The 22731-nt window shown below is 54.0% G+C and carries 16 protein-coding genes; 11 read left to right on the plus strand and 5 right to left on the minus strand.

The features are described from left to right. The first annotated feature begins 153 nt into the window (after positions 1–153). Complete coding sequence (locus Q0824_RS12065; RefSeq protein WP_298450792.1) at positions 154–1212, plus strand: AraC family transcriptional regulator; 1059 nt, start codon at positions 154–156, stop codon at positions 1210–1212. Then, positions 1209–2396, plus strand: a complete 1188-nt coding sequence (locus tag Q0824_RS12070; RefSeq protein ID WP_298450795.1) for a CynX/NimT family MFS transporter — start codon at positions 1209–1211, stop codon at positions 2394–2396. The genes Q0824_RS12065 and Q0824_RS12070 overlap by 4 nt, the downstream gene beginning before the upstream one ends. A gap of 9 nt (positions 2397–2405) precedes the next feature. Here Q0824_RS12070 and Q0824_RS12075 read toward each other — a convergent pair whose 3' ends face one another. Further along, positions 2406–2642 (minus strand): hypothetical protein, encoded by a 237-nt coding sequence (locus tag Q0824_RS12075; protein WP_298450799.1) that lies wholly within the window; start codon positions 2640–2642, stop codon positions 2406–2408. A gap of 131 nt (positions 2643–2773) precedes the next feature. Between Q0824_RS12075 and Q0824_RS12080 the strand changes: the two genes are divergently transcribed. From Q0824_RS12080 to Q0824_RS12090, 3 genes are read left to right on the plus strand one after another with little or no spacing between them, the layout of a single operon-like run. Continuing rightward, positions 2774–6010, plus strand: a complete 3237-nt coding sequence (locus Q0824_RS12080; protein WP_298450802.1) for a CHASE domain-containing protein — start codon at positions 2774–2776, stop codon at positions 6008–6010. A gap of 4 nt (positions 6011–6014) precedes the next feature. Next, a complete protein-coding gene (locus Q0824_RS12085) occupies positions 6015–6926 on the plus strand; it encodes a diguanylate cyclase (protein WP_298450806.1) in 912 nt (303 codons plus the stop codon). Next, positions 6907–9096, plus strand: a complete 2190-nt coding sequence (locus tag Q0824_RS12090; RefSeq protein WP_298450808.1) for an EAL domain-containing response regulator — start codon at positions 6907–6909, stop codon at positions 9094–9096. Before Q0824_RS12085 ends, Q0824_RS12090 begins: the two co-directional genes overlap by 20 nt. Positions 9097–9112: 16 nt before the next feature. On the opposite strand, the gene Q0824_RS12095 is transcribed toward Q0824_RS12090, so the two are convergent. Beyond that, complete coding sequence (locus Q0824_RS12095) at positions 9113–11491, minus strand: DUF6351 family protein (protein ID WP_298450811.1); 2379 nt, start codon at positions 11489–11491, stop codon at positions 9113–9115. Between the two features lie 341 nt (positions 11492–11832). On the opposite strand from Q0824_RS12095, the gene Q0824_RS12100 reads away from it, so the two are divergent. From Q0824_RS12100 to Q0824_RS12115, 4 genes are read left to right on the plus strand one after another with little or no spacing between them, the layout of a single operon-like run. Then, positions 11833–13449 carry a cbb3-type cytochrome c oxidase subunit I gene (locus Q0824_RS12100; RefSeq protein WP_298450814.1) on the plus strand — a complete coding sequence of 539 codons (1617 nt, stop codon included), beginning with the start codon at positions 11833–11835 and terminating at the stop codon, positions 13447–13449. After that, positions 13446–14075, plus strand: coding sequence for a cbb3-type cytochrome c oxidase subunit II (locus Q0824_RS12105; protein ID WP_298450817.1), 630 nt, complete (start codon positions 13446–13448; stop codon positions 14073–14075). The genes Q0824_RS12100 and Q0824_RS12105 overlap by 4 nt, the downstream gene beginning before the upstream one ends. After that, entirely contained in the window at positions 14072–14731 is a 660-nt protein-coding gene (locus Q0824_RS12110; protein ID WP_298450820.1) for a cytochrome c, read from the plus strand. Before Q0824_RS12105 ends, Q0824_RS12110 begins: the two co-directional genes overlap by 4 nt. Before the next feature lies 1 nt (position 14732). After that, positions 14733–16973: a cation-translocating P-type ATPase gene (locus Q0824_RS12115; RefSeq protein ID WP_298450823.1), complete on the plus strand. Its 2241-nt coding sequence runs from the start codon at positions 14733–14735 to the stop codon at positions 16971–16973. On the opposite strand, the gene Q0824_RS12120 is transcribed toward Q0824_RS12115, so the two are convergent. Next, positions 16948–17994: a tellurite resistance/C4-dicarboxylate transporter family protein gene (locus Q0824_RS12120; RefSeq protein ID WP_298450826.1), complete on the minus strand. Its 1047-nt coding sequence runs from the start codon at positions 17992–17994 to the stop codon at positions 16948–16950. The genes Q0824_RS12115 and Q0824_RS12120 overlap by 26 nt on opposite strands. A gap of 214 nt (positions 17995–18208) precedes the next feature. Between Q0824_RS12120 and Q0824_RS12125 the strand changes: the two genes are divergently transcribed. Both Q0824_RS12125 and Q0824_RS12130 read left to right on the plus strand, forming a co-directional pair. Then, complete coding sequence (locus Q0824_RS12125) at positions 18209–18535, plus strand: GreA/GreB family elongation factor (protein ID WP_298450829.1); 327 nt, start codon at positions 18209–18211, stop codon at positions 18533–18535. 166 nt (positions 18536–18701) lie between these two features. Further along, complete coding sequence (locus Q0824_RS12130; protein WP_298450832.1) at positions 18702–19727, plus strand: AraC family transcriptional regulator; 1026 nt, start codon at positions 18702–18704, stop codon at positions 19725–19727. A gap of 42 nt (positions 19728–19769) precedes the next feature. Here the strand turns inward: Q0824_RS12130 and Q0824_RS12135 are convergent, their stop codons facing one another. Next, positions 19770–21044, minus strand: a complete 1275-nt coding sequence (locus Q0824_RS12135) for an SO2930 family diheme c-type cytochrome (RefSeq protein ID WP_298450835.1) — start codon at positions 21042–21044, stop codon at positions 19770–19772. A 100-nt stretch (positions 21045–21144) separates the two neighbouring features. Continuing rightward, the gene (locus tag Q0824_RS12140; protein ID WP_298450838.1) at positions 21145–22725 is read right to left on the minus strand and encodes a parallel beta-helix domain-containing protein; all 1581 of its coding nucleotides are present in this window, start codon (positions 22723–22725) and stop codon (positions 21145–21147) included. Between the last annotated feature and the right edge of the window lie 6 nt (positions 22726–22731).

The following is a 22731-nucleotide window of genomic DNA, read 5'->3' on the forward strand; positions in this document are numbered from 1 at the left end:
ATAGCGCTCCTGAGAATCGGCACAAAAGGTATCTTGTGGTTGTTCACTCCAGACTAGGCAATCATCGCCCCCTACAAGAGGTCATTTTTTGACATCACAGGGTCATTTAAAGACACTGTGCTTGTCCGGCACTGATCAGAAAGGCGCAGAAGCATGAAGAAAGAAGTGCAGGCCACAGGCCGAACGAGTGGAAATGCGGCCTGCATTCCCCCGAATTATTCTCGCCTGATCGCCCGGGTATTGGGCCTGCAAGCAAGGGAGCTGCCCACTCTACTCATGCAGACGGGCCTCTCAGTGGATCAGCTGATGCAGGACGACACCCTGCTCACATCCAGCCAGCAAATGCAGATACTGCAAAACGCCTTGCGGATGACTGAAGATGAACTATTCGGTTTGCGCATTGGGCAATGCCTGACGCCGACCACCCATGGGGCCATGGGGTTTCTGGCCAGTAGCAGCCCCAACTTGTTGATCGCGCTGAAGGCTTTCGAGACCTACCTTCCCACCCGAGCCGACTTTTCCCACCTCGAGTTGAAGCGCAGCGAGTACTACTGGGAGTGCTACTGCTACTTTGATATGGCGCTTGATACGGATGTGCACCGTGTTATTTCGGAAGCCTACGCATCCATTCTCTTTCAATGTGCAGAGTTCATTATCGGGCAGCCGGTAGAAGGTGCGCGCACCTGCTTCTCCTTTCCGGAACCTGATTACAGCCCGCGGTATGCTGAATTTCTACCCGGGGACATCGAATTTTCCTCACCGGAGTTGATACTGAAGATCCCCGCGTATCTTTGCGATATTCCCAACGCTGCGGCGAATAATGAAAACTACTCACTGGCGCTGCGGCAGTGCCAATCAATGCTGCAGAAACTACCGCTCAAAACCAACAACTGGACCCACCGCCTACAAAGACTGATGCTGTCACAGCCTCCAGGGGTGCTCAGCGAAGAAGAAGCGGCAGCCATGATGTTCATCAGCAAACGCACTCTGGCCCGCAGGCTGGAGCTGGAAGGCCGAAGCTTCCGTAGTATTCGTGACGAAATACTGTCGCAGCAGGCCAGCAGTTATCTGCGCAGCAGCACTATGTCGGTGGATGCGATTGCAGCCATCCTCAGCTACCATGACAGCTCCAATTTTCGGCGAGCCTTCAAACGCTGGTTTCAGTTAACGCCTGATCAGTATCGAAAGCAGGCAAGATTAGAAAATTCATGACACCAAGAACCCCGGTTCAACACCACCGAAACGCCATCATGATGTTTGTAGGCATGATGCTGGTCGCGCTCAACCTGAGGCCAGCGCTGACCAGCGTTGGGCCGATTTTGAAAACTATTGGCGATAATCTGCCGCTGTCGTCGGTCGGACAAGGCGTACTCACAACCCTTCCTGTCTTACTGCTGGGCCTGGCAGCGCCCATTGCGCCCCGTGCAGCACGTAGACTCGGAATGGAGCGCTCCGTGTTGCTGGTTCTCATTATTCTGGGTCTGGCCATTGTTGCGCGACCCTATCTGGGGGTAAGTGGCTTGTTTCTGGGCACGGCAGTGGCCGGCGGCTGCATCGGCATTATAAGTGTTTTGCTGCCGGGGATCGTGAAGCGCGATTTCCCCGAATCCGCCAGCCTGATGACCGGCATATACACTGCCACGTTGTGCGCAGGTGCCGCCATAGCGGCTGGCTCTACCGAGCCACTGCGCATGTTTTTTAATGGCAGCTGGCAGCCGGCTCTGGCTATCTGGGCCATACCTGCCGTTGTTGCGGTATTGGTCTGGTGGTTCCAGCTCGGCGGCAAGTACGTGCCCACCGAATTGCCCGCTGCCGAAAAATCACTGTTCAAAGACAAGCTGGCCTGGCAAATAGCGCTTTTCATGGGCCTGCAGTCCTCCCTCGCCTACACGGTATTCGGCTGGCTACCAACCATCCTGCAAGATCGGGGCGTAGAGCCGGTTCAGGCCGGGCTGGCCCTGTCGGTTTCCATTATGGTGCAGGTACCCGCAGCCATTGCAGCGCCATGGATTGCCAGCAAAATGCGCGATCAGCGCTTTATGATTACGCTCGTCATGCTTGCGACGGCGATGGGGCTTGGTGGCAGTATCTACGCGCCCATTGAGAGTGCCTGGTTATGGGTTGCGGTGCTGGGACTGGGCCAGGGTGGTTCCTTCAGCATTGCACTTACCCTCTTGGCCGTGCGAGCACGAGACGCCCAAACCGCTGCCCGCCTGTCGGGAATGGCCCAGAGCCTCGGCTACACCATGGCCGCGATAGGCCCTCTGCTGATGGGAATTCTGCACGAACAATTCGACAGCTGGAATGTTGCCGGCGGCGTGCTTGGCTTGATTGCGCTCGGTGCTCTCATTGCCGGGCTGGGTGCCGGCCGGCGGCGGTACGTGCTTGATCAATAACTAGCGGCGCTATTGAGTGCCATCACCTCGCACGCCCAGACGGTCGAGGTACACATGCAGTTCGGCTTCGCTCATATCGACATACTCCAGCACCCGCCCATAAAGCATCACGGTAGGCACGTTCCGCCCGTTCCGCTCTTTCTGGGTTTCATGGATCAGGTACAGAATAAGTCTCTCTGTGCGTGTCAGACCGTCACGTACGTCTGGAATCACCTCCAAAACCTGCTGCCATTCTTCAGGGCTCATAAGCTTCCTTTATTTCACACCGATACAGGCTCACATCCAGCTCCCCTAACTTTTTGTCTTACTAGTACTTCCCGGAGACCTCAGCTAACCTGACTCTTGGTACTCAAACTCACCGCTTATCAGATCAGTATATGGGAAAGACCCGGGACGCCGCAGCCCAGATAACCAAACTGCATTGGATAGTCATCTGCCTTTCCTTTCTGCTCACCGTAGCAGCCTGGCAGATCTCTTCACAGATTGCCGATGCCAGAGCGGAAGATCAGTTTGACCAAAGAATTGAACAGCTCAATGAACTGTTGCTGGACCGGATGCAAAAATACGAGTTTGCGTTGATTTCCGGGGCAGGTGCCATCCGCGCAAACAACAATAGCCTCTCGCTCACCCAGTGGCGGAAATTTGCAGAGGTTCTTGCCGTGCAAGACCGGATGCCGGGGGTTCGCGGCATTGGCGTTATCAAAAGGGTGCCGGAAAGTGACCTTGAGGCCTATCTTGCAGAAGAGCGAAAAGAGCGCCCGGGCTTTGGTGTTCACCCGCCTCACACGGGTTCAGACTTCTGGCCCATCACCTACCTTGAACCTCTCGCCGGAAACGAAGCCGCCATTGGCCTCGATATGGCACACGAATCGAACCGTTTCACTGCAGCCCAGAAAGCGATGCGCACAGGCCAAACCCAAATTACTGGTCCCATAGCGCTGGTTCAGGATGACGAAAAGAAGCCAGGCTTTCTGTTTTTCCATCCCTTCTATCGTACCCAGGGTGCGCAACAACAAGAGAATAAGGAAGCTGACTTCCTTGGCCTTGTGTACGCGCCTTTTCTTGTTTCCCGGCTGATGGGAGGCACCCTGGCAAACACGAACCGGTTGCTGCACTTTCAGATCAGTGATGGCGACCACCAGCTTTACAGCGAGTTCAGTGAAACAGCGGAGAATAACTACGACACCTCACCCATGTTCCAGGCCTCCTACTCTCTCGATATCTATGGGCGGGAATGGCAATTTGAGGTGCAGACAACCCAACTTTTCGAGAAATACAACGTCAGCAAACAGCCTGCAGCCATTCTGGTCAGTGGCCTGATCATCAATGGGCTCATACTGGCTGCCTTCCTCCTGCTCTCCAACGCCAAACGGCGAGCCGAGCAGGAGGTTATCGAGAAGACTGCAGAACTGAACATGCAGAAGCTTGAAGCCGAATCTGCTGTAAAGGTAAAAACAGCATTCCTTGCCAACATGAGCCACGAAATCCGCACACCAATGAACGCCATTATCGGCATGTTGGTGCTTTTGAAAGAGGCCCATCTTAACGACCATTCCCGCCGCCTGGTAAGCAAAGCATTCCTGGCCTCAGAAGTGTTGTTGCAGCTTTTGAATGACATTCTGGACCTGTCCAGAATTGAAGCAGACCATATCGAACTGGATTATCAGCCGTTTGAAATCGAAGCGCTGGTTCAGCGCAGCGTTGAGTTGTTCGCCATCACAGCAGAAGAGAAAGGGTTGAAACTGCGGGTAAACATTGCACCGTCCACGCCCAGGTGTGTCACAGGCGACCTCCTGCGAATCTCCCAGATATGCACCAACCTGGTCGGGAACGCAATCAAGTTCACCCAGGAAGGTAGCGTGAGTGTGAGCATCGGATTTAGCAGCACAGACGAGACCCATGGAGTTCTGAAAATCACGGTGAAAGATACCGGCATAGGGATCAGGGAAGAGGACCAACAGCGGGTTTTCGAGAACTTTCGTCAAGCCGATGAATCCACCAGCCGCGTATTCGGCGGCTCGGGCCTGGGCTTGGCAATCAGCAACCATCTCGCAAAACTCATGGGCGCGACGCTCAGCCTGGAAAGCGCCGAAAACCAGGGTTCCAAGTTTACCCTGATGATCCCGGTTGCTCTGGCCGAGAATGAGAAGAGCATCGGCACCCGCCATGTTACAAGCCCTATCCAAGTCTATCACTATGGCATGAACCACAACCTATCCCTGCTGGAAGCCTACCGCGAACACTGGTCTCTGGAGCTGACGAAAGCCGCATCCCTGAATGAGATCAAGTCCATATTGGCAGCGGCGCCTGGCGAAGGGAGTGCCAAGCCGTCAATGGTGATCGTCGATATGGACGATCTAGAAACAGAGATCGCCAAAGGATTTGTACAGGAACTGTTGGCGACACCAGAGCAATACCAAATAAAAGGGCTTCTGGTGGTTGTACCTGCCGGCTTCAAGCAAAACTGGATGATTGAGTTTCAGGATGCCGGCGGCCGCACAGCCTATGAACCTCTAACCCCCTCCAAGCTGTTCGAGCATCTCGCACCAAAGCAGTTGGAAGAGCACACACTCACATCAACTCCTCGCCCCATATTCCACGACCTGAGGGTACTGATCGTTGATGACGTACAGCTCAATTGCGGAATTGTTGCAAGCTACCTAAGCTCTTTTGGTGTGCAATCCGAGTCTGTCCACAACGGCGCCGACGCCGTGCAGTGCCTGGAAAGCCGCCCATTCAATCTAGTTCTGATGGATCTTCATCTGGACGGTGAAACAGGACAGGACATTACCCGCCAGATTCGAAGCCACGAGGGTATCAGCCAGCCGATCATAGCCGCGCTATCTGCTTCAATATCCGAACACGACCGCAGCAGCGCGTACAGCGCGGGTATGGACGACTATCTGACCAAACCTGTTCTTCCCGGAGACATTCAAAGGTTGCTTCAAGCCTTTTTCAAAGACCATGCCGCTAGCGGCGAATCTTCTTCCCCGGCACGGGCGGCAAAACCGCCGGAACAAACATCCAATGCTCAACTGCCTGATTTTATATCCCGATCTGAGTACCAGACCCTATTCGGAGCCGACCCCGGCCTGTTCAACCGTTGCCTGCGCAGCTTTCTGGCTAGCTCCACAGAGATGATCGCTGCTCTTGAGCACTGCGTGGAGCAAAACGATCGGGCAGCGACCAAGGCCATTGCTCACAAAATTAAAGGGGCGGCGGCCAATATCGCTGACATAGAATTAGCCAAGGTTGCGGATAAGGTTGAAGAGGCCGCGGAATCGGGCAGCTCAGGACTCGGGCCGGAAATGCTTCTGACAACTCTGATAGAGCATATTCAGCAGCTTTCTGAAATGGCCAGCGCCGCAGAATCCACAGGGCGGACTGCTATTATGACAAGCGAACCCGTGAATCAGATCATTGAACGGATGATGCAGCGACTGGCCGGCAACCGTATTGCGAGTGACGGTGACATCGATCAGGTGTTGGAATTTCTGCGCGAGAATGGCGAAACCACCCTTGCAACGCGCCTGCGCCTGGCACTTGAAACCTACAAATTTAGCGAGGCCACTGATTTGCTGTCGAAGATCAAACTTGAAGTCCGGGGCAGTTAGCCTGATGAGTATAAATAGAGCACCAACGGTGCTGATCGTAGAAGATGAACCCGTAGGCATTGCCAGCCTCGTTGGCATTCTGGGGGACGCTTGTGAGCTGATCATCAGCCAGAGCCTGGCCGAAGCAAAAGAGCTCCTGTCCGACGAAATAGACATAGTGCTTCTCGACCTGTACCTGCCCGATGGCTCCGGGCTCGACTTTCTAAACGAGCTCAGGGCGTCTGAACGGTATGCCTACGTGCCTGTTATCTGCATTTCCGCTTCTGACAATACACGGGATATTGAGGAGGCTTTTCGGCATGGCGCAACAGACTATGTGCTGAAGCCGTTCAATAAAACCATACTAAGCTCCAAAGTATCGACGTTTATTGACCTTAAGCGCAAAACCGACATGTTGGCAGAAGCAGTTCTTATTGACCCCTTAACCGGGATTGGCAACAGGCGCCTGTTCAACCAGCACCTTGATCTGGAGTGGCGACGAGCCTGGCGCCAGAACAACACCCTTGGACTGGTACTGGTCGATCTGGACCATTTCAAGCAGATCAATGATCAGCATGGTCACGCCCAGGGCGATTTGTGCCTGCAAAAGCTCGCAGCTACCATGAATACCAGCTTCGCACGGGCTGGTGAGGTGGTTGCGCGCCTCGGAGGTGACGAGTTTGTCGCGCTTATACCCGGGGCCGATCTGCAAAGCACTGTATTGGCGGCAAACAACCTGATCCAGTCCATTCGGGCAGAATGTCAGAGCTGCCCGAAACGTGCGAAAACCTGCACCCCTTTCACCATATCCGTAGGTTGCTCGGCCATTCAGCCGTCATCTTTGTCAAATGCCGCCGAATTGATCGAAGCCGCAGACAGGCGTCTATATGAGGCCAAGGAAGATGGAGGGCGCAACTGTGTCAGACCCTTACCTTGAATTTATCATGCACGATGGATCAGAGCTGTTCGGGTTAAGCGGCAACCCAAAGATTCTGGTTGTTGACGATGAACCGACCAACATTCGTGTTCTGACAGATGCCCTCAGCAAGGATTATGATCTGGTGGTCGCATCCAGCGCTGCTGAAGCCATGCGCATTCTTGAACAAAGCGACAAACCCCACCTGATTCTGCTGGACATCATGATGCCGGGAACGGATGGGCTCCAGATGTGTCGCGACCTGAAAGCCAGGCGCGATTTGCAGCATATACCGGTTATATTTATCACAGCCCTGAGCGACTCGAAATCAGAAGAGAAAGGATATATAGCCGGCGCCGTTGACTATATCCACAAGCCGATCCGCTTGCCTGCCGTGAGGGCCAGGGTGCGCACCCACATTTCCCTCAGCGGTATGCTTGATCACATCACGGCTCTGAACCAAGAACTCAAAGAACAGATTGAAAAGCTGGCCAACTCCGGACAGCCTGGCAATAACCTGTTCGAAAGAGTCTTCATGGCAACCTCGGAAGGCATTATCCTCCTGGACGCCAACAGCACCATCATCGCAGTGAACTCTGCGTTTTCCCGCATTACCGGGTATTCCGAAAAAGACGTACTCAATATGAGCTACGCGAATCTGAGCAAAGATATAGATTCTCAACTTGGCCTGGACAGCATCTGCAAGCATCTAACGGAGCACGACCACTGGTCTGGAGAGCTTCATAGCCGCCGAAAATCCGGAGAGCTCTACCCGGAACTCCGAACCATCAGCACTATTCGCTCAATCAACAATGATGTCACGCACTACGTTGTGGTGTTTAATGATATATCCAGCGTAAAAGAGACAGAGCAGCGACTGGAAGAACTGAAGTGGCGCGATCCGATTACAGGCCTTTCAAACCGGGCTCTGTTCCTGAGTCAGCTTGGTACCGTGCTGAAATTCTGCACTCGTGGCAGTGAGTCTACCGCCGTCCTCGTGGTGGATATCAATAATTTCCGATATATCAACGAAACCTTCGGCTTTAAAACCGGTGACTCAGTGATCAGAGAGTTCGCCAAACGCCTGCGCCGCGCTGTGTTCACTGACGACTCCATAGCCAGACTCTCTGGCGACGAGTTTGGTATTGTTCTGGCGCCTAAGCAGTGGGCCATTGATGATGCGTATCGGGTTGTGCTGGGTTTATACGATCGTATCCAGAACAGCCTGACCGAGCCCATTCAAAATGGCGACAACCCCGCTCTCCACCTTGAAGTCACAGTTGGTGCCGCCTTATACCCTACCGACAGCTCAGACTCTCCAACATCCGCCCTTCAACACGCGGAAACCGCACATCGCAGTGCCAAAGCGGCTAATCGGCCAATCGCGATTTTTGAAGATTCCATGAGTGATCAAATTCGCCACCAGCTACAGATTGAATCGGAGCTGAAGCGGGCGCTAGAGCGCGATGAACTGCTGCTGTACGCACAGCCCCAACTGTCTCCAGAGAGGGTTCTCTACGGGCTTGAGATTCTGGTTCGCTGGGGTCACCCCGAACGCGGTCTTCTGGGCCCGGGCGAGTTCATCCCTCTTGCGGAAAATACCCGGCAAATTGTGAAGGTCGAACGGTGGATTCTGCGCAAATCCATGGAGAAAATGGTCGAAGTTCACAGGACTCATCCCGAGCTTCGCTGCGCCATCAACATATCGATTAAGCACTTCGCAGAAGATGATTTTGTAGCAGCCGTGAAAAACCTGTTAGCCGCGTCCGAGTTTCCCGCTGAGCTGCTTACCCTGGAACTCACAGAAAGCGTTTCAGCTGACGATCTGGAATCCGTTATCCAAAAGATGGAAGCCTTGCGCAACCTTGGGTGCACCTTCTCACTCGATGATTTTGGAACCGGCTATTCATCGCTATCCCGTTTGCAACGCCTGCCTATATCCGAGGTCAAAATTGACCGCAGCTTCGTGCTTTTAGCTCCCAATGAGCCTATGAACGCCAACATTGTTGAAATGGTTGTAAGGATTGGCGACACCATGGGCGCTCGCGTCGTTGCGGAGGGTATCGAAACTCAAGTTCATGCAGATTTTCTCGCAACCCTGCATCCTCACGTTTGCCTACAGGGTTACTTCTTCGGGGTTCCACAGCCTATTGAAACGTTTATGGACGCGGAAGAGCCACCGTTGAGCTGACTCTTCCGGGTTTCATTTAGCCTGCGGGGCGTCCTTGATCTGGCTGGCTGTAGTCGCAAACACCATCAGGGAAGATTTCGTTTAGTCTCGTAATCTCGGGCTCCGTGAATGAAACGGTTCCGTAGGTGTCGTCACCCAATGCGGTTGTAACCGGCTTGAGCGCGCACTTGAATACACTGCCTTCAATCGGCCCACCGGCCACGATACGGGATGTAGAGTAGGTTTCAAACTCGGCAGTACAAGCGCCATCAGGCTGGTCATCAAGAATGCCGTTCCATACGCTGTCTCCCTTGGCGATAAGAGAACCATCCGCTTTATAGCAGCTATCTACCGCTGCCGCCGGCTTGTTGTCGGCGATACTCAGCTCGGGATTCTCACGCATATTCATCAGCCAGTCGTGCAGCACACCCAGCGCATCCATGGTTGGGTCTGAGCTTTTATCCGGCCTCGGTCTGTTTCCATCGGAAGTGTCGGTTGGCCTGCCGTCGGTAAACCAGATTACCTGGTTACCTGAGTCTCCCATCTTGTTGATGATGCGCTGGCGCACTGAGAAGGACTGGTGACTGTTGTGCATATCCAGCACTTCCTCCAAGTAGTGCCTCCAATCTATAACCGGAATATTGAGTTGGCCGTCGAAGACCATCCCAACGTCATAGGCCGCCTGAATCGCTAACAAATCACCCTCAGTGCGAGGTGCTGGCGCCGTACCATCGGCACTCAGGTTCATGTTGCGGGAGCTCCAAGGGTCGAACTTGGTTGGATCAGCAAAGACGTCTGCTTCCGTACCAATAAACGGAAAGCCCTCCTGCACCATTTCGGACGGATGTTTCCATCCGCCAACCTGCGCGTTCAGTTTGAGAAACTCGGTTTTGGTGATTTTGCCATCAACCAATGCTCCGAGGCCGTACTGGACGCCAACGTTGTCGTACAAGGTGCGCGGGTCGCCGTTCTCATCAACGCCGTAGATATTTCTCAAATCGTCATAATGAGACCATTCCACGGTACCCATCACACCAGCAGGCTCCATTAACTCCTGATTTCGAGCTTCCCCGAACAGTGGGTTCATTACCAAAGGTGTAAGCCCGCGCCAGGCCGGAATGCATTCGGTCATGCCCGGCGCTGTGCTATACCCAAGCATTGCTTTAGCGCCGGCCAGCGGGTCCGGGTAGTCGTCGGTAGCATTAAGCCCCACCAACCAGGAACGGTTTTTGGTAGTTTGCCACTTGGTATTGTCTTTATCCGTAACGTCCATGTAGTACTCCAGCAACTCACAGTCACCGATGTGAATGGTCTGGGTGACCATGTCGGGATAGGAGTACTGCGGCATACCTGCATCCAGCAAGCCAGGATGGTTCTGGGAATAAACGTACTGCTGGATAGCGCCACCAGATCCGCCAACGGACACTGTGTACTCAGGCACACCAAAGCGCTTGATGAAGTGTTCCTTCACCATCAATGCCGTTTCGCCACCTACTTGAAGGTTGTAGTGGGTGTCTGCTTTGGTACCGGTGGAATAAATAATGGCATAACCCTTAGCAAGGGCATCTGGGCGCAACGCTCGGCTGTTGCTAACACGGCCCTGTGAATGCCCTATGGCAACACCGCCCTGAAAGTGGAACAACAGCCGGCCATTCCAGTTTGCAACCGATGTGTCATCCGGCTCATCCCCAAGATTGGCAAGTGTGGCAAAGCTGTAGATAAACCGATTAATAGTGCCCCGCTCCTGGCGTACGATGAAATCGACGGTGTCACCGTTGGTCAGCTCTGTGGTGGCCATATCTGCAGGCCGGGAACCATCGTCAGGCAAAACAGCCCAGCTACCGCCAGTTGTGCGATAGACAAACTCCACATAAGGCTCGATCGAACAATCCTTGCTCAAACCTATCTTGTTAGCACCGCTATCCATAACCGGGAAGCCGGTATCGCCTTCGGTATCAACCAATGGCTGCTTTCCCAGCTCGGTTGTAACGGTACAGACAAAGGGGTACTGCTGGGGACCAGAAAATATTGGCCCGCTCACTGGGTGAACAGTCAGGGTAAGGTCACTCAAAGGGCCGGATTCACTATGGTGCAACTCCAGCCGGTTTTCACCTTCAACGAGGCCCACTATCAGAATCTCCGGGCCATTTCGACCTGTCCGTACTTCCGGGTTGACCATCGCATCGTTGAGCCAGAATTTCAGGCTGTTCATTTCTCTGGAAACGGTTGTTGCATCACCCTCCAGTCCAACCAGTACCGTATTACCACTGACTTGGTTCGGCGCGCTGGAAAGACTGATAAGGTCAAGATCTGGTGGGTTTGAGGAACTATTATTGGATCCATCAAAACAACCACTGAGCAAAAACACAGATAATCCGGCAATCGCTAATGATTGCGTTATCAGGCGAGTAAACATCGAAAATACCCTCATTGGCGTTATTTTTATCACCGAGCATTTTGTCGAAGCTGGAAGCTGGTACTACACGAAAAAACCAAGTGTTTTTTCTTTTCAAGACTAGTCCACCTTTCACCGGAGGTACAGTGCACCACCGCTAAAGCGTAAACCTTCACACAACCACCCGGACTTGACTTAGAACAACGACAACCATCGTTCAATCAGGCTTGTCGCGTTACTGTAGTGCGACCCCTCGTTATCTTCCAAACGAATACAAATACTGTTTTTAGAGCCCGCTTTTACTTGCTTTCGGTTGTCGGCTTTGATTAAGGTGTATTTGTAATGCATCAACAGGACAGACTATGACGCCTACCATCGCCATTCTCCTGATCATTACCTTCGTGCTTTCCACGGTTGGTTTGCTGCTACTGATCTGGTCGATCGCCAACAATCAGTTCAGCCATGGTCAGGCCGCGGCACGCACTATCTTCTCCCCGGGTGAGGAAGGCCACAGCGAGGACCCTGCGCGGGCCGCTGACGAACCTTTCACCGGTGATACCAGCGAACAGACAGCGGCCATTGAGGCACGCTGGACAGCTGATCAATCCTCCAGAACCGCGGTATTGACCTGGCTCAGCTCATCGGTTTTCTGGCTGCTTCTGGGCTCGTTTTTTGGCCTGGCCTCCTCCATTAAAATGCACCTCCCCGAGTTTTTGACGGCCAGTGAATTTCTTACCTTTGGCCGGATTCGCCCTGTACACCTGAACGCCGTAACCTATGGCTGGGCGTCCATGGCGGGTATTGGCGTGGCGCTTTTCCTGATCCCAAGGTTGTTCAAAACCCCGTTAGTAGGCGGCAAGTACGCTGTTATTGGCGGCTTTATCTGGAATATCGGCCTGGTTCTGGGTTTGAGTGCCATCACGCTGGGGCTTTCTGATGGCGAGGAGTGGCTGGAGTTTCCCTGGCAAATCGACATTCTGTTTGTAGTGGGCGGTGCCCTGTGTGCTGTGCCATTGCTACTAACCGCCGCCAACCGGAAAGTGGAACATCTCTATGTAACAAGCTGGTACCTGATGGCGGCGCTGGTGTGGTTTCCCTTCCTGTTCCTCATTGCCAACCTGCCTTTCGCCTTTCCCGGTGCCTCTGGCGCCACGGTTAACTGGTGGTTCGCTCACAACGTGCTTGGTCTCTGGGTAACGCCCATCGGCATTGGCATTGCGTATTACATGATTCCGAAAATTCTCGGTAAGCCGATTATCTCCTACCAGCTATCGCTGATCGGCTTCTGGTCACTGGCTCTATTCTATAGCCAAGTGGGTATTCACCACCTGATTGGCGGGCCTATTCCAACCTGGCTGGTGACGCTTTCCATCGTCCACAGCGTGATGATGTCGATTCCAGTGATTACCGTTGCCATCAACCATCACGGCACCATGATCGGCAACTTCAGCCGTCTGAAAGATTCACCAACCCTGCGTTTTGTATGGATCGGCGCGCTCATGTATACCGTGGCGTCGCTTCAAGGCTCTATGGAAGCTCTTCGCAGCATCAACGTGATAACCCACTTCACCCACTACACCGTGGCCCATGCGCATTTGGGCATGTACGCCTTCCTGAGCTTTATCCTGTTTGGCGCCGTGTATTTCATTATGCCTCGCCTTACAAATTGGGAATGGCCCTGGCGCAAGCTGATCAGCCTACACTTCTGGCTGGTGAGTATTGGCATTCTGATTTACGTGGTATCCCTGACTGTTGCCGGTTGGAAGCAAGGCGTTGCACTGCTTGATGCCGCCATGCCGTTCATGAACATAGTGAAAATGACACTGCCCGCACTTCAGGCCCGCACCGTTGGTGGTGCTCTGATGACACTGGGGCACCTGGTGTTCGCGTTCCATTTCATCGCTATGTTAATGCGCAGTGGTGCCGCCACTGAACAACCAACCCTCTTCCGCCCAGCCACCAAGGAGAACGCTCAATGAAACGTGCTCTCGCAATCATGGTCGGGGCAGCTCTGATTCTATTGCTGGCCACGCTTACTTTGGTGGTCATGCCCTACCTGCAAATGTCTGCGGAGCAGGTTCCGCCGGATCTCAAGCCTTACACGGAACAACAACAGCGTGGGCGGCAGGTCTATATCGCAAACGGCTGTGTCTACTGCCACAGCCAGCAGCCCCGAGACCCGAGCTTCGCACCGGGAGACAAAGACCGGGGATGGGGCCGCCCATCGGTACCGGGCGACTACGCTTACGATGAACCCCATCTGCTGGGCACCATGCGCACCGGCCCGGACCTGTTCAACATCGGTGCCCGCCAGCCCAGTATCGACTGGCAGTTAATGCACCTGTACAACCCGAGGGCGATTATCAAAGGAAGCATCATGCCTTCCTACCCCTTCCTGTTCCGTCATGTAGACGAACCGGCAGAAGGCGACAAGGTGGTGAATATACCACCGCCCTACGGCCCCGAAACCGGAACAATTGTCGCCACTGAAGATGCGCTGGCATTGGCGGAGTACATGCTCGCCCTTGACCACACATACCCGGCACCGACTTTGCCGAAAAAGCCGCCAAATTCCGATGAGCCCAAGGAGAACCGCGCGCCATGAACCAGCATGATCATCGCGCTCAATATCGTGAAGCGCCCGAACCGGAAGAAGGCACACGCGCTACGCCAAAGATCGTATTGGCCTGGATCGCCATACTGATTGTGTGGGGCGTGGGATATTACGCCTGGCAGATTGGCAAGCCGATGCTGGGTGGTGACAGCCGCTCAGCGGTGGCAACTGTGCAGCAGGAATCAAAACCTGCCGACAATTCCGCGGCCAGCAGCGGCGCTGAAGCCTCAGAGAGCTCAGATTCTGGCAGCAGTACAGCGGCTGCAAAGCCAAACGGAAAGGCCATTTACAACGCTCAATGCAGCGCCTGCCATCAGGCCAACGGGCAAGGTGTGCCGGGTGCCTTCCCGCCACTGGCTGAAAGCGAATGGCTGCTGGCAGACGCGGCTATTCCCGTGGCTATCGTTCACGATGGCCTGCAAGGAAAAATCGAAGTGGCCGGCAGTAGTTACCAGGGCGTTATGCCCAAATTCGGTGGATCCCTTTCCAATGCGGAGCTGGCTGCTGTCCTGAGCTATGCCCGTAACGAGTGGGGCAATAGCGCCGGCGAAATCGATCCGTCCATTGTCACTGAGCACGTGGATCGTTTCGGCCAACGCGGCGACTGGTCTGCCGAGGAACTGAAGGAGGTTTTTGGAGAACCCTGAGATGGCAACTAACAGCAGAAACACAGCGCAGGAACAACAGAATCAGGACATCTTGATGATTGAAGGGATGCGCTGTGGCAGCTGTGCGATTGCTGTTGAAGCATTACTGAAAAAACAACCTGGCGTGAGTGATGCGGCCGTTAATTTCGCTGCAGACGTAGCGATGATTTGCTGGGACAAAGAAAAGCCCCCTCTGGCGAATCTTCAACAAGCCGTAGCTCGCCTGGGATACCGCCTACATAGCTCGGTTGATCCAGATCGCAGCAAGCTCCAGGCGGAATCGGTGCGCAAGCATCTACAACGCCGACTGGCGGTTGCCGTGGTGTTTGGCATGTGGAGCATGATGCCGGCGCTGCTAATCTATCTCGCACCCTTGGGTGCAGTAGAACCGGAAGTCCTATGGCCGCTTGCCATCGCCAGCGGCCTGTTCGCGGCGCCGGTTTTGTTTTACTCAGGTTCTCACTTCTACCGGGTGGGCTGGCGCACTCTCCTTGCCGGCGCACCGGGCCTCGATAGCCTTATCTTTCTGGCCGTTTTCGCGGCAAGCATCATCTCCACATGGCAGCTCTTTGCAGGCAGCTACCACGTGTATTTCGATGCGGCCGTTATGCTGATCACTTTCCAGCTGATCGCAAGATTGCTGGATACCAGCGTGCGCCGACGCGCTTCGGAAATCATTCGCCGCTATCTTCAACAGGTTCCCGAGCAGGTCACACTCAAAGCTTCTGACGGAACACGGGAAACTCGCCCAGCCAAGGACATTAAAGCCGGCGAGCGGATTATTCTCCGAGCAGGTGAACAACTGGCGCTGGACGGCCAGATTGCTCAAGGGCATGGCCAGGCCGATCTGTCCATGCTGACCGGGGAGCACATGCCACAACCTCTCGGGCCGGGCGCAGACATGCTGGCGGGCTGTCAGTTGGTTGAAGGTGAGTTGGAGCTGATAGTAACCGCAAGCTCCGGGCAACGCCGCATCGACCAATTATCGCGCTCCATCAGCGCCCTACTTAGTCGTAAAACCACCCTTCAACGCCTCACCGACCGGATTGCCCGCATCCTTTTACCCGTTATTGTGATCGCAGCCACCCTGGCTGTGGGGCTAGCCCTTGTTCAAGGCGTTCCGATGCCAGAAGCAGCAGCCCGCGGACTTGCGGTGATGATTATCAGCTGCCCCTGCGCCCTTAGCCTGGCCATTCCGCTGGTGATCACCATGGGCCATGCCACTATGATCAGTCGCGGTATTGTATTGCAGGACCCCGCGGCACTTGAGGCGGCTGCAGAAGTGGGCGCGATTGTTTTTGATAAAACCGGTACATTAACCACCGGCGAGCCCAGCCTCGACAGCATCATACCCGCTGGCCAGTGGACGGAAGGTGAATTGCTGAAGCTGGCACAGAGCACGCTTAGTGAGTCAGCACACCCGGTTGCCCGGGGGCTGATGGCGAAAACAACAGCGCCGCATACACCCGCCCCCGAAGGAACGCGGGAGAGCTTCGCCGGCGCCGGTACCCGCTGGATAAGCAACGGGAATACTGCCTTGGCCGGGCGCGCCAGCTGGCTTCGGGAACAGGGGGTTGATATGCCACCTACCGAAGACACCGGAATGAGCGTTCATCTCGCTTTCAATGGTCTCTACGCGGGCAAGATCGGGTTTCAGGAAACCCTCAGACCGGAATCGGCAGCCACTATTCGCCAGTTGATCAACCAGGGCTACGCTATCTATATACTCAGTGGTGATACCCGCAAAGCCTGCCTCGATCTGGCCAGTCGCTTGGGCATTCCACCAGAGCATGTGCTCTCAGAGTATTCCCCGGAACAGAAGCACAGCTTTATCGACAATCTGGAAAAGCAGACACCCACTGTATTTGTGGGGGATGGCCTCAACGATGGTTTGGCCCTGGCCGGCGCCAGGCTTGGCATTGCCGTGGGAAATGCTGCCTCTGCGACAGGGGCAGCTGCGGCTGTCTACCTAACAGAAAGCATCGACAAAGTGCCCGCCACTCTGCAATTGGCGCAACGGGCGCGCAAACTCATGTATCAGAACCTGTTCTGGGCAGTAGGCTATAACGCCTTAGTGATACCGCTGGCAGTGATGGGCTGGATTCAGCCGGTTATTGCTGCCGTTGCCATGTCACTCAGCAGCCTCTGTGTTTTGCTCAATAGCCTTCGTATGCAAAAGCAGATTGTTGGTGATGTGCCCGACACAGCTCGCAACGTCAGCCAGATAACTTCGCCGGCCTGAACGACCGCACCAAGCCAATGAATGTAACGGCCCAAGCAACAAGCGCAAGGTAGAAAAAACTGGTGGGGATAAAGTCCAGGAAGTGAAAGCCCAGAGCTGCCGCCATCTCGTGGGTGCTGGCGGCGTACATGCCCAAAGGGAACACCGCACCCCAGTATAGAGGGTCATATTCCAGTGGGAACTTCTTGTACACATGCCGCCATATCCCAAGGATAAACAGCATGGGTATCCACCAGGTTCCCGTAGCCCAATAGAACACGGAAAAACCTTTCAGAAACGGCAGCAGTGAATCCAGAAACGGCGCATCTTTTACATTCATAATCAGCAGGGAACCGGCCAGTGTTGAAATGGCCATGGCTCCCATGTTGATCCAGTATGGTGGCGCAAGATCGCCCGGAGAGAACTTGAAAAAGGTGTAACGGTAGAAAATCAGCGACATCATCCAGATATACAGCATGCCGCCCCAAAGCCACATAGACAGCGCCAGAAAGTTTATCCCCAGCTTGTAGGGTTGCGGCATATCCACAGCAATTAACGCACTCAATACCGCAATGGACTGGGTTGCCACCACCGCCAGCAACCATCCGCCGGTAATGCCCTTATCCAGAGGCGGCTTTTCTTCTTTTACCGTGAACGCTGTAAAAATGGTGTAGGTCAGCGCCAACCACAGCAGAATCGCGAACACCCAGAGCACGCGCCCGGCCAGGGTGAAATCCGTCAACATGATAAATTGGCTGCCAAGCACACTGGAGCCAGCAGGTAGCGTAAAAAAGCCAGGGCCACGAAGATGGTCTATCACATCGAGGAAAAACGCCTGACGGAAGAGCACCAAGCGTGAGAGTGTGGCGGCCCATAATGCCGCATAGAAACAAAGGTTAAGGTAGAGCAAACCCTTGGCAACCACATCAAAACCCAGCATGTGGGCGGTTAAGGAGATAATACCCGTTGCCATCACCATGCCAAAATAAGCCGGCGACAAGCCTTTCAAATCCTGGGTTACCCCCCTCTTACCTACACTCATCTAATTGCCTGCTCCCCGGCTATGCGCACTTCAGGTCAAACTGCAGTTTAGTTCAGAGCCGGGCTGGTTCAACTCTGGCGCGGCAACATGACCCACCCTTGCCTTTAAATCCAAAGGTGCTATGGTGCCGGCAACCTCAGTGAAGGAGCTTTCCATAGTTTCTTTATGCCTCCTTTCGATTTCCTTTAATTAGCCGGTGAGCAGAGATACAGACATGATGATGAATGTGGGTTTTAACCTGGGTTCACGTGATATCGCAACGCTTAATGCAAAACTGGGAAGGCTTTACAGAAACCCCGTTATCCCCCCCGAAAACACCGCCATGATTGGCAGTACGGTAACGCTGATCAACTGCCTGGATTCATCGGAACTTACCTTTCGCCTAACAGATTCCGGCTCCTGCCCGGAAGCCGAAAAAGATGACGTCTGCATAGGCTCCCCCTTCGGCCTTGCATTGCTCGGCACTACGCCGGGAAGCGTGGTTAAACTGGGGTCGGGCAACGAAGAAGGGCACGCTGTTGTGCTCAAAATCTCTGGCTGACGTAGCCTGACCCAAGCTACTACCCTCCCTTTCGCTTTGCTGCAAAGTCTCTCTGCCGGGCCGTTACGTGACGTATCGCATGTCGTAATTGACACCGGCACGCCTGAGTGACATGTTTGCATCCGTCTAGTACAAACAACAATAAACAGCGTCGAGTATTATAAGCATGCTGATTTTGACCGGCTTTGGGCTGGCTTGCCTGGTTATTCTGCTGATCGCAACAACCCGGGAACTGCAACATTCATCTGCAGCGCGGGTATTCGCGGTTTTTCTCATCGCCAGTTTCGGCTTTCTGCTCCACCCGCTCACGCCTGTTCACTGGCAGTGGCTCACCCTGAACCTGCAAGGCATGCTGCCGGCCCTGTTCTGGCTGCTCTGCCAGGCAACCTTCCGCCAGCGGTTAAACGTGTTTTCCGTGTGGAGCGCGATGGCACTCTACAGTGTGATAGCGCCCTCCATAGCAAGGTTATTTTCCACCCATCAGAACGCAGAAGGGCTTCTGCTTTTCTTTGGCTGGGATCTGGGGGAGGTGTTCGAGTTCTTTATCATCGCCAACGGATTTTGGGCGGTAATCGCTGATTGGTCGGCGGATCTGGTGGAACCCCGGCGAAAGCTGCGCGCGTTCGTTCTGGTTGTAGCCGGCACCGCCGTGGCACTTGTAGCTTTGGCATTCAATCTGGACGCTGCCTATGCCGTTAACCGGGCACTGGTAGTTTCGGTTACGGGAGTTGCTATAGCGACCTTCCTTCTAAAAGGCCGGTTCAGCGACCTCTCGTTCCGCAGCGGCCCTCCCCCGATTGTGAAAACCGAACACCCCGTGCAGGCACCGGAAACCGACACCCAGGCACCCCCCCAACATGAGCACATAGCTCGCCTCACAAGCCTGATGGACGAAAGGTATTACCGGACAGAACACCTGACGTTAAAAATGTTGGCGGGAAAACTCGAACTTCCGGAATATCGCACTCGGGCGCTGATCAACAAGCAATTGGGCTATCGCAACTTTAACGACTACATTAACCAGCTCCGAATTGCTGAAGCTTCAGAGCGCTTGATCGCCGAACCCGAAACTCCAATCCTCAATATTGCACTGGATGTGGGGTACCGAACCCTGAGTTCATTCAACCGAGCGTTCCGGGAAATTCAGCAGTGTACGCCTACTGAATTTCGCCAGAACAACACTGCTAACTGAAGCCCTCGTTCGGCACTGTATATTCCAGGCTAAACGTGAGGTTTATGGCGTGGAAGGAGAACATCCTGCCGAAGGCAATTGATCAATCCAACTACGAATAAGCGCCGTTCCTTCTTGGTGGGCAGTGTTACGAGCTAGCTCGGGCATTTTGTGGCGGTTATCCACTGTTGTCATACGGAATAACAGATAAGAGTCATCAGGGTTACCTGGAATCACATCGAACGGATAACCATCCTTGCCCCCGGCAACCGGGGTCTTGCAGACACCAAATTTGCCTGGATCTGTTGCGTAATCCCGACCGTATTCCAGTTGCACACCGCTGGTGCCAGCTGCGCCTGCATAACCGGCTGGTAGAGTCAGATCTGCGCGATGACAATGTGCGCAATTTATATCGAGATAGGCGCGAGCAGCATCGTCTAGCTCGTTCGAACTGAGCGACGGAATAGATACCTCATCATTAAATACAGGCGCTTTTTCGACACTCTGGAAATTGGATGGCAGATCGGCCAATAACCCACCTTCAGCCATGTACTGAAGCTGGTTATACACGGTGCCGTCAGGGTAGGTATGATCCGTATTCAAGTAGCGCGCCTTTGGCCCAATCGGTAGAAATATCTGGTCGCCAGCCTCGCCGGGCACGATAGCATGACAGGAGCTGCAGTCCGCTTGCTTGGGAACGGAATAGTCAAAGGTAATTTCCTCGCCCTGATTGTTGATGGTTTTGAGATCCACCAAGCGCTTCCCAGCAATGGCCAGAGTCGCATCGGACTCGGATGACCAGTAATAAGGAAGTGCATACCACCCGTCGGTGCGGTGAATTAACAGCCGGGTTTCAATAACCAACTCGTTGCCATCACGCATGGCTGTATTGTCGGGTAGTGCAAAGGTTTTACTTATTACGGTTCCTACAGGGAAATCCAGTACCTCTGAAACACTGTAACCGGCCTGTTTACCCTCCGGAACATAGATAAATCGATACTTGCTGGTGTAATCCGAGAACAAGGCAGTGGACAAATCATAGGGGACACCACCCCGGGAAGGCCCGGTGGTTGGGTCACTGGCATCAGTAAACAGGTTGTAATCGGATAGCTTGGGACAAGCTTTCGTCATCAACGCATCCCAGTTAACTCCGGCTGTGGTGGCACTGCAGTCGCCCACTGCACCTGTGGGTGAGCCCGCCCCGGCATTCAGAGCTCCCCCCGTGGGTGGAGGCGTGCCACCACTAGAGTCGCCGCCTTCGTCTCCGCCACCACCACACGCGGCCAGAAATAGAGATGTAGCCAGAATAACTGCTGTCGTATTATTGTTATTTCTCATAGGTAACGCTCTCGTACAGCGGCATGTCGCCGGGGCAAATTTGCCCGGCGGCACGCCGTTATTGATTATTACAATGTAGCGAACAGCTGAGAGAGCCTGGTTACAGCGCGCAAGCCGCTTCTGCCAGATCATCCCCGGTACAGCCATATACGTTGTTTCTGAAGGTCACTTTCGCCGGCGCAAGGCGCGGCTGGGTGCAGGAAAGATAATTGGTGCCAATCATCGGTTCGATCAACAGTTGTGGTGCAGGATCGCCATTGCCATCGAACGTCGCATCGGCGGGATCAACAGGATAAACCAGGCCAGTGTTAACCTGGTCGTACTCTGGCGCTGAATTTCCATTGATATTGCTGTTCGCACAGATCAGATCGCCGGCGCCATATGGATCATAGTTCACTCCGTCAGCTGCAGCATCTGGCCCCACAATGGCGTTAAACCCTCCTATTCCCTGAGCGCCAAAATTTGATAACAGCTCACCGATACCATCGTAGAGGATGGCCGGAAAGGTTTGCTCCATTCCCGAATTATTAAAGGCTGACGTATAACCATCAATGATCGGCTGCAGCAAAGCACCACGAGGGTTACCCCCGTTACGAGCAATGGTGTTGTTGTGCATATAGACGTTTTTCACCGTCGGGCTCCAACCATCCGCCATGGTCGCACCAAATTCGGCCGGATAACCTGCCACATCGTCATCAATCAGGAAATAGCTGGTGATCGCAATCGCAGTAGTCTCGTTGTCCGTAATCTGGTTGTTGTAGATTTCCACATCGCTGGCAGCCAGCACTATTACCCCTGTTCCCGGTGGCACTTCGCCAACCGTTCCAGCCCCCACGTTCTCCGCATTATTGGCATAGATCTGGTTGCTAAAGATCCGCACGTTGCTGCCATAAGCCTTTACGAGCCCGGGCAGATCAAATGACAGAATACCGCCGGAGTTCCCAACAGCAATGTTGTTATAAACATCGGCCATGCTGGAGTTTTCTATTTCGATCCCGGCCACGTTGTTCTTGGCAGTGTTATTCCGAACCACGATGTTCTCTGATTGGCCAACATAGATTCCCGCATCGGCGGAGCCGTAGGCGTAGTTGTTTTCCATCAACACGTTCTTGCTGTTGAGCGGATAAAGACCATAGGCGCCGTTATCGGCTTCCAATGGGCCTTCCCATACGGTGGCGGTGTAGGTTATGTGTATACCGTCAACACCGAGCGTCTTGATGCCGTTTTTCGGCGCTTCATAAACTCCCAGGTCCCGGATGGTAATGCCATTGCCACCGGTGAAACGAAAGGCGTCATCCCCATTGGAGCCACCGAAATCAAGAATTGTTTCGTTAATGCCATGCCCGGCAATCGTAAGTCCCTGCGCACTGTTAACGATAATGCCCTCGGTAACAGTAAAGCGCCCTTTAGGCAGAACCACTAAGGCATTTTCTGGAAGGTCAAACAATGCGAGAGCTAGCGCTTCGGTGATGTCATCACCCGTAACCGCATCTGGTGCCACAAAAATGGCATCGTTAGTGATGGTAAAGCCAGAAGTGGTTGTTGCCACAACAGTCGGGCCTACATTTCCGGCAACGGCATCTTTGCCATCCTTACCGTCGTCGCCACAGCCAGCCAGCAGCAACCCGCTGGCTAATGCTGAAACGGTAAAGAGTTGTGAGAGCTTCGTTCTCTGACGCATGATGAT

This window comes from uncultured Marinobacter sp. (genome assembly GCF_947488835.1).
Classification (GTDB): Bacteria; Pseudomonadota; Gammaproteobacteria; order Pseudomonadales; family Oleiphilaceae; genus Marinobacter.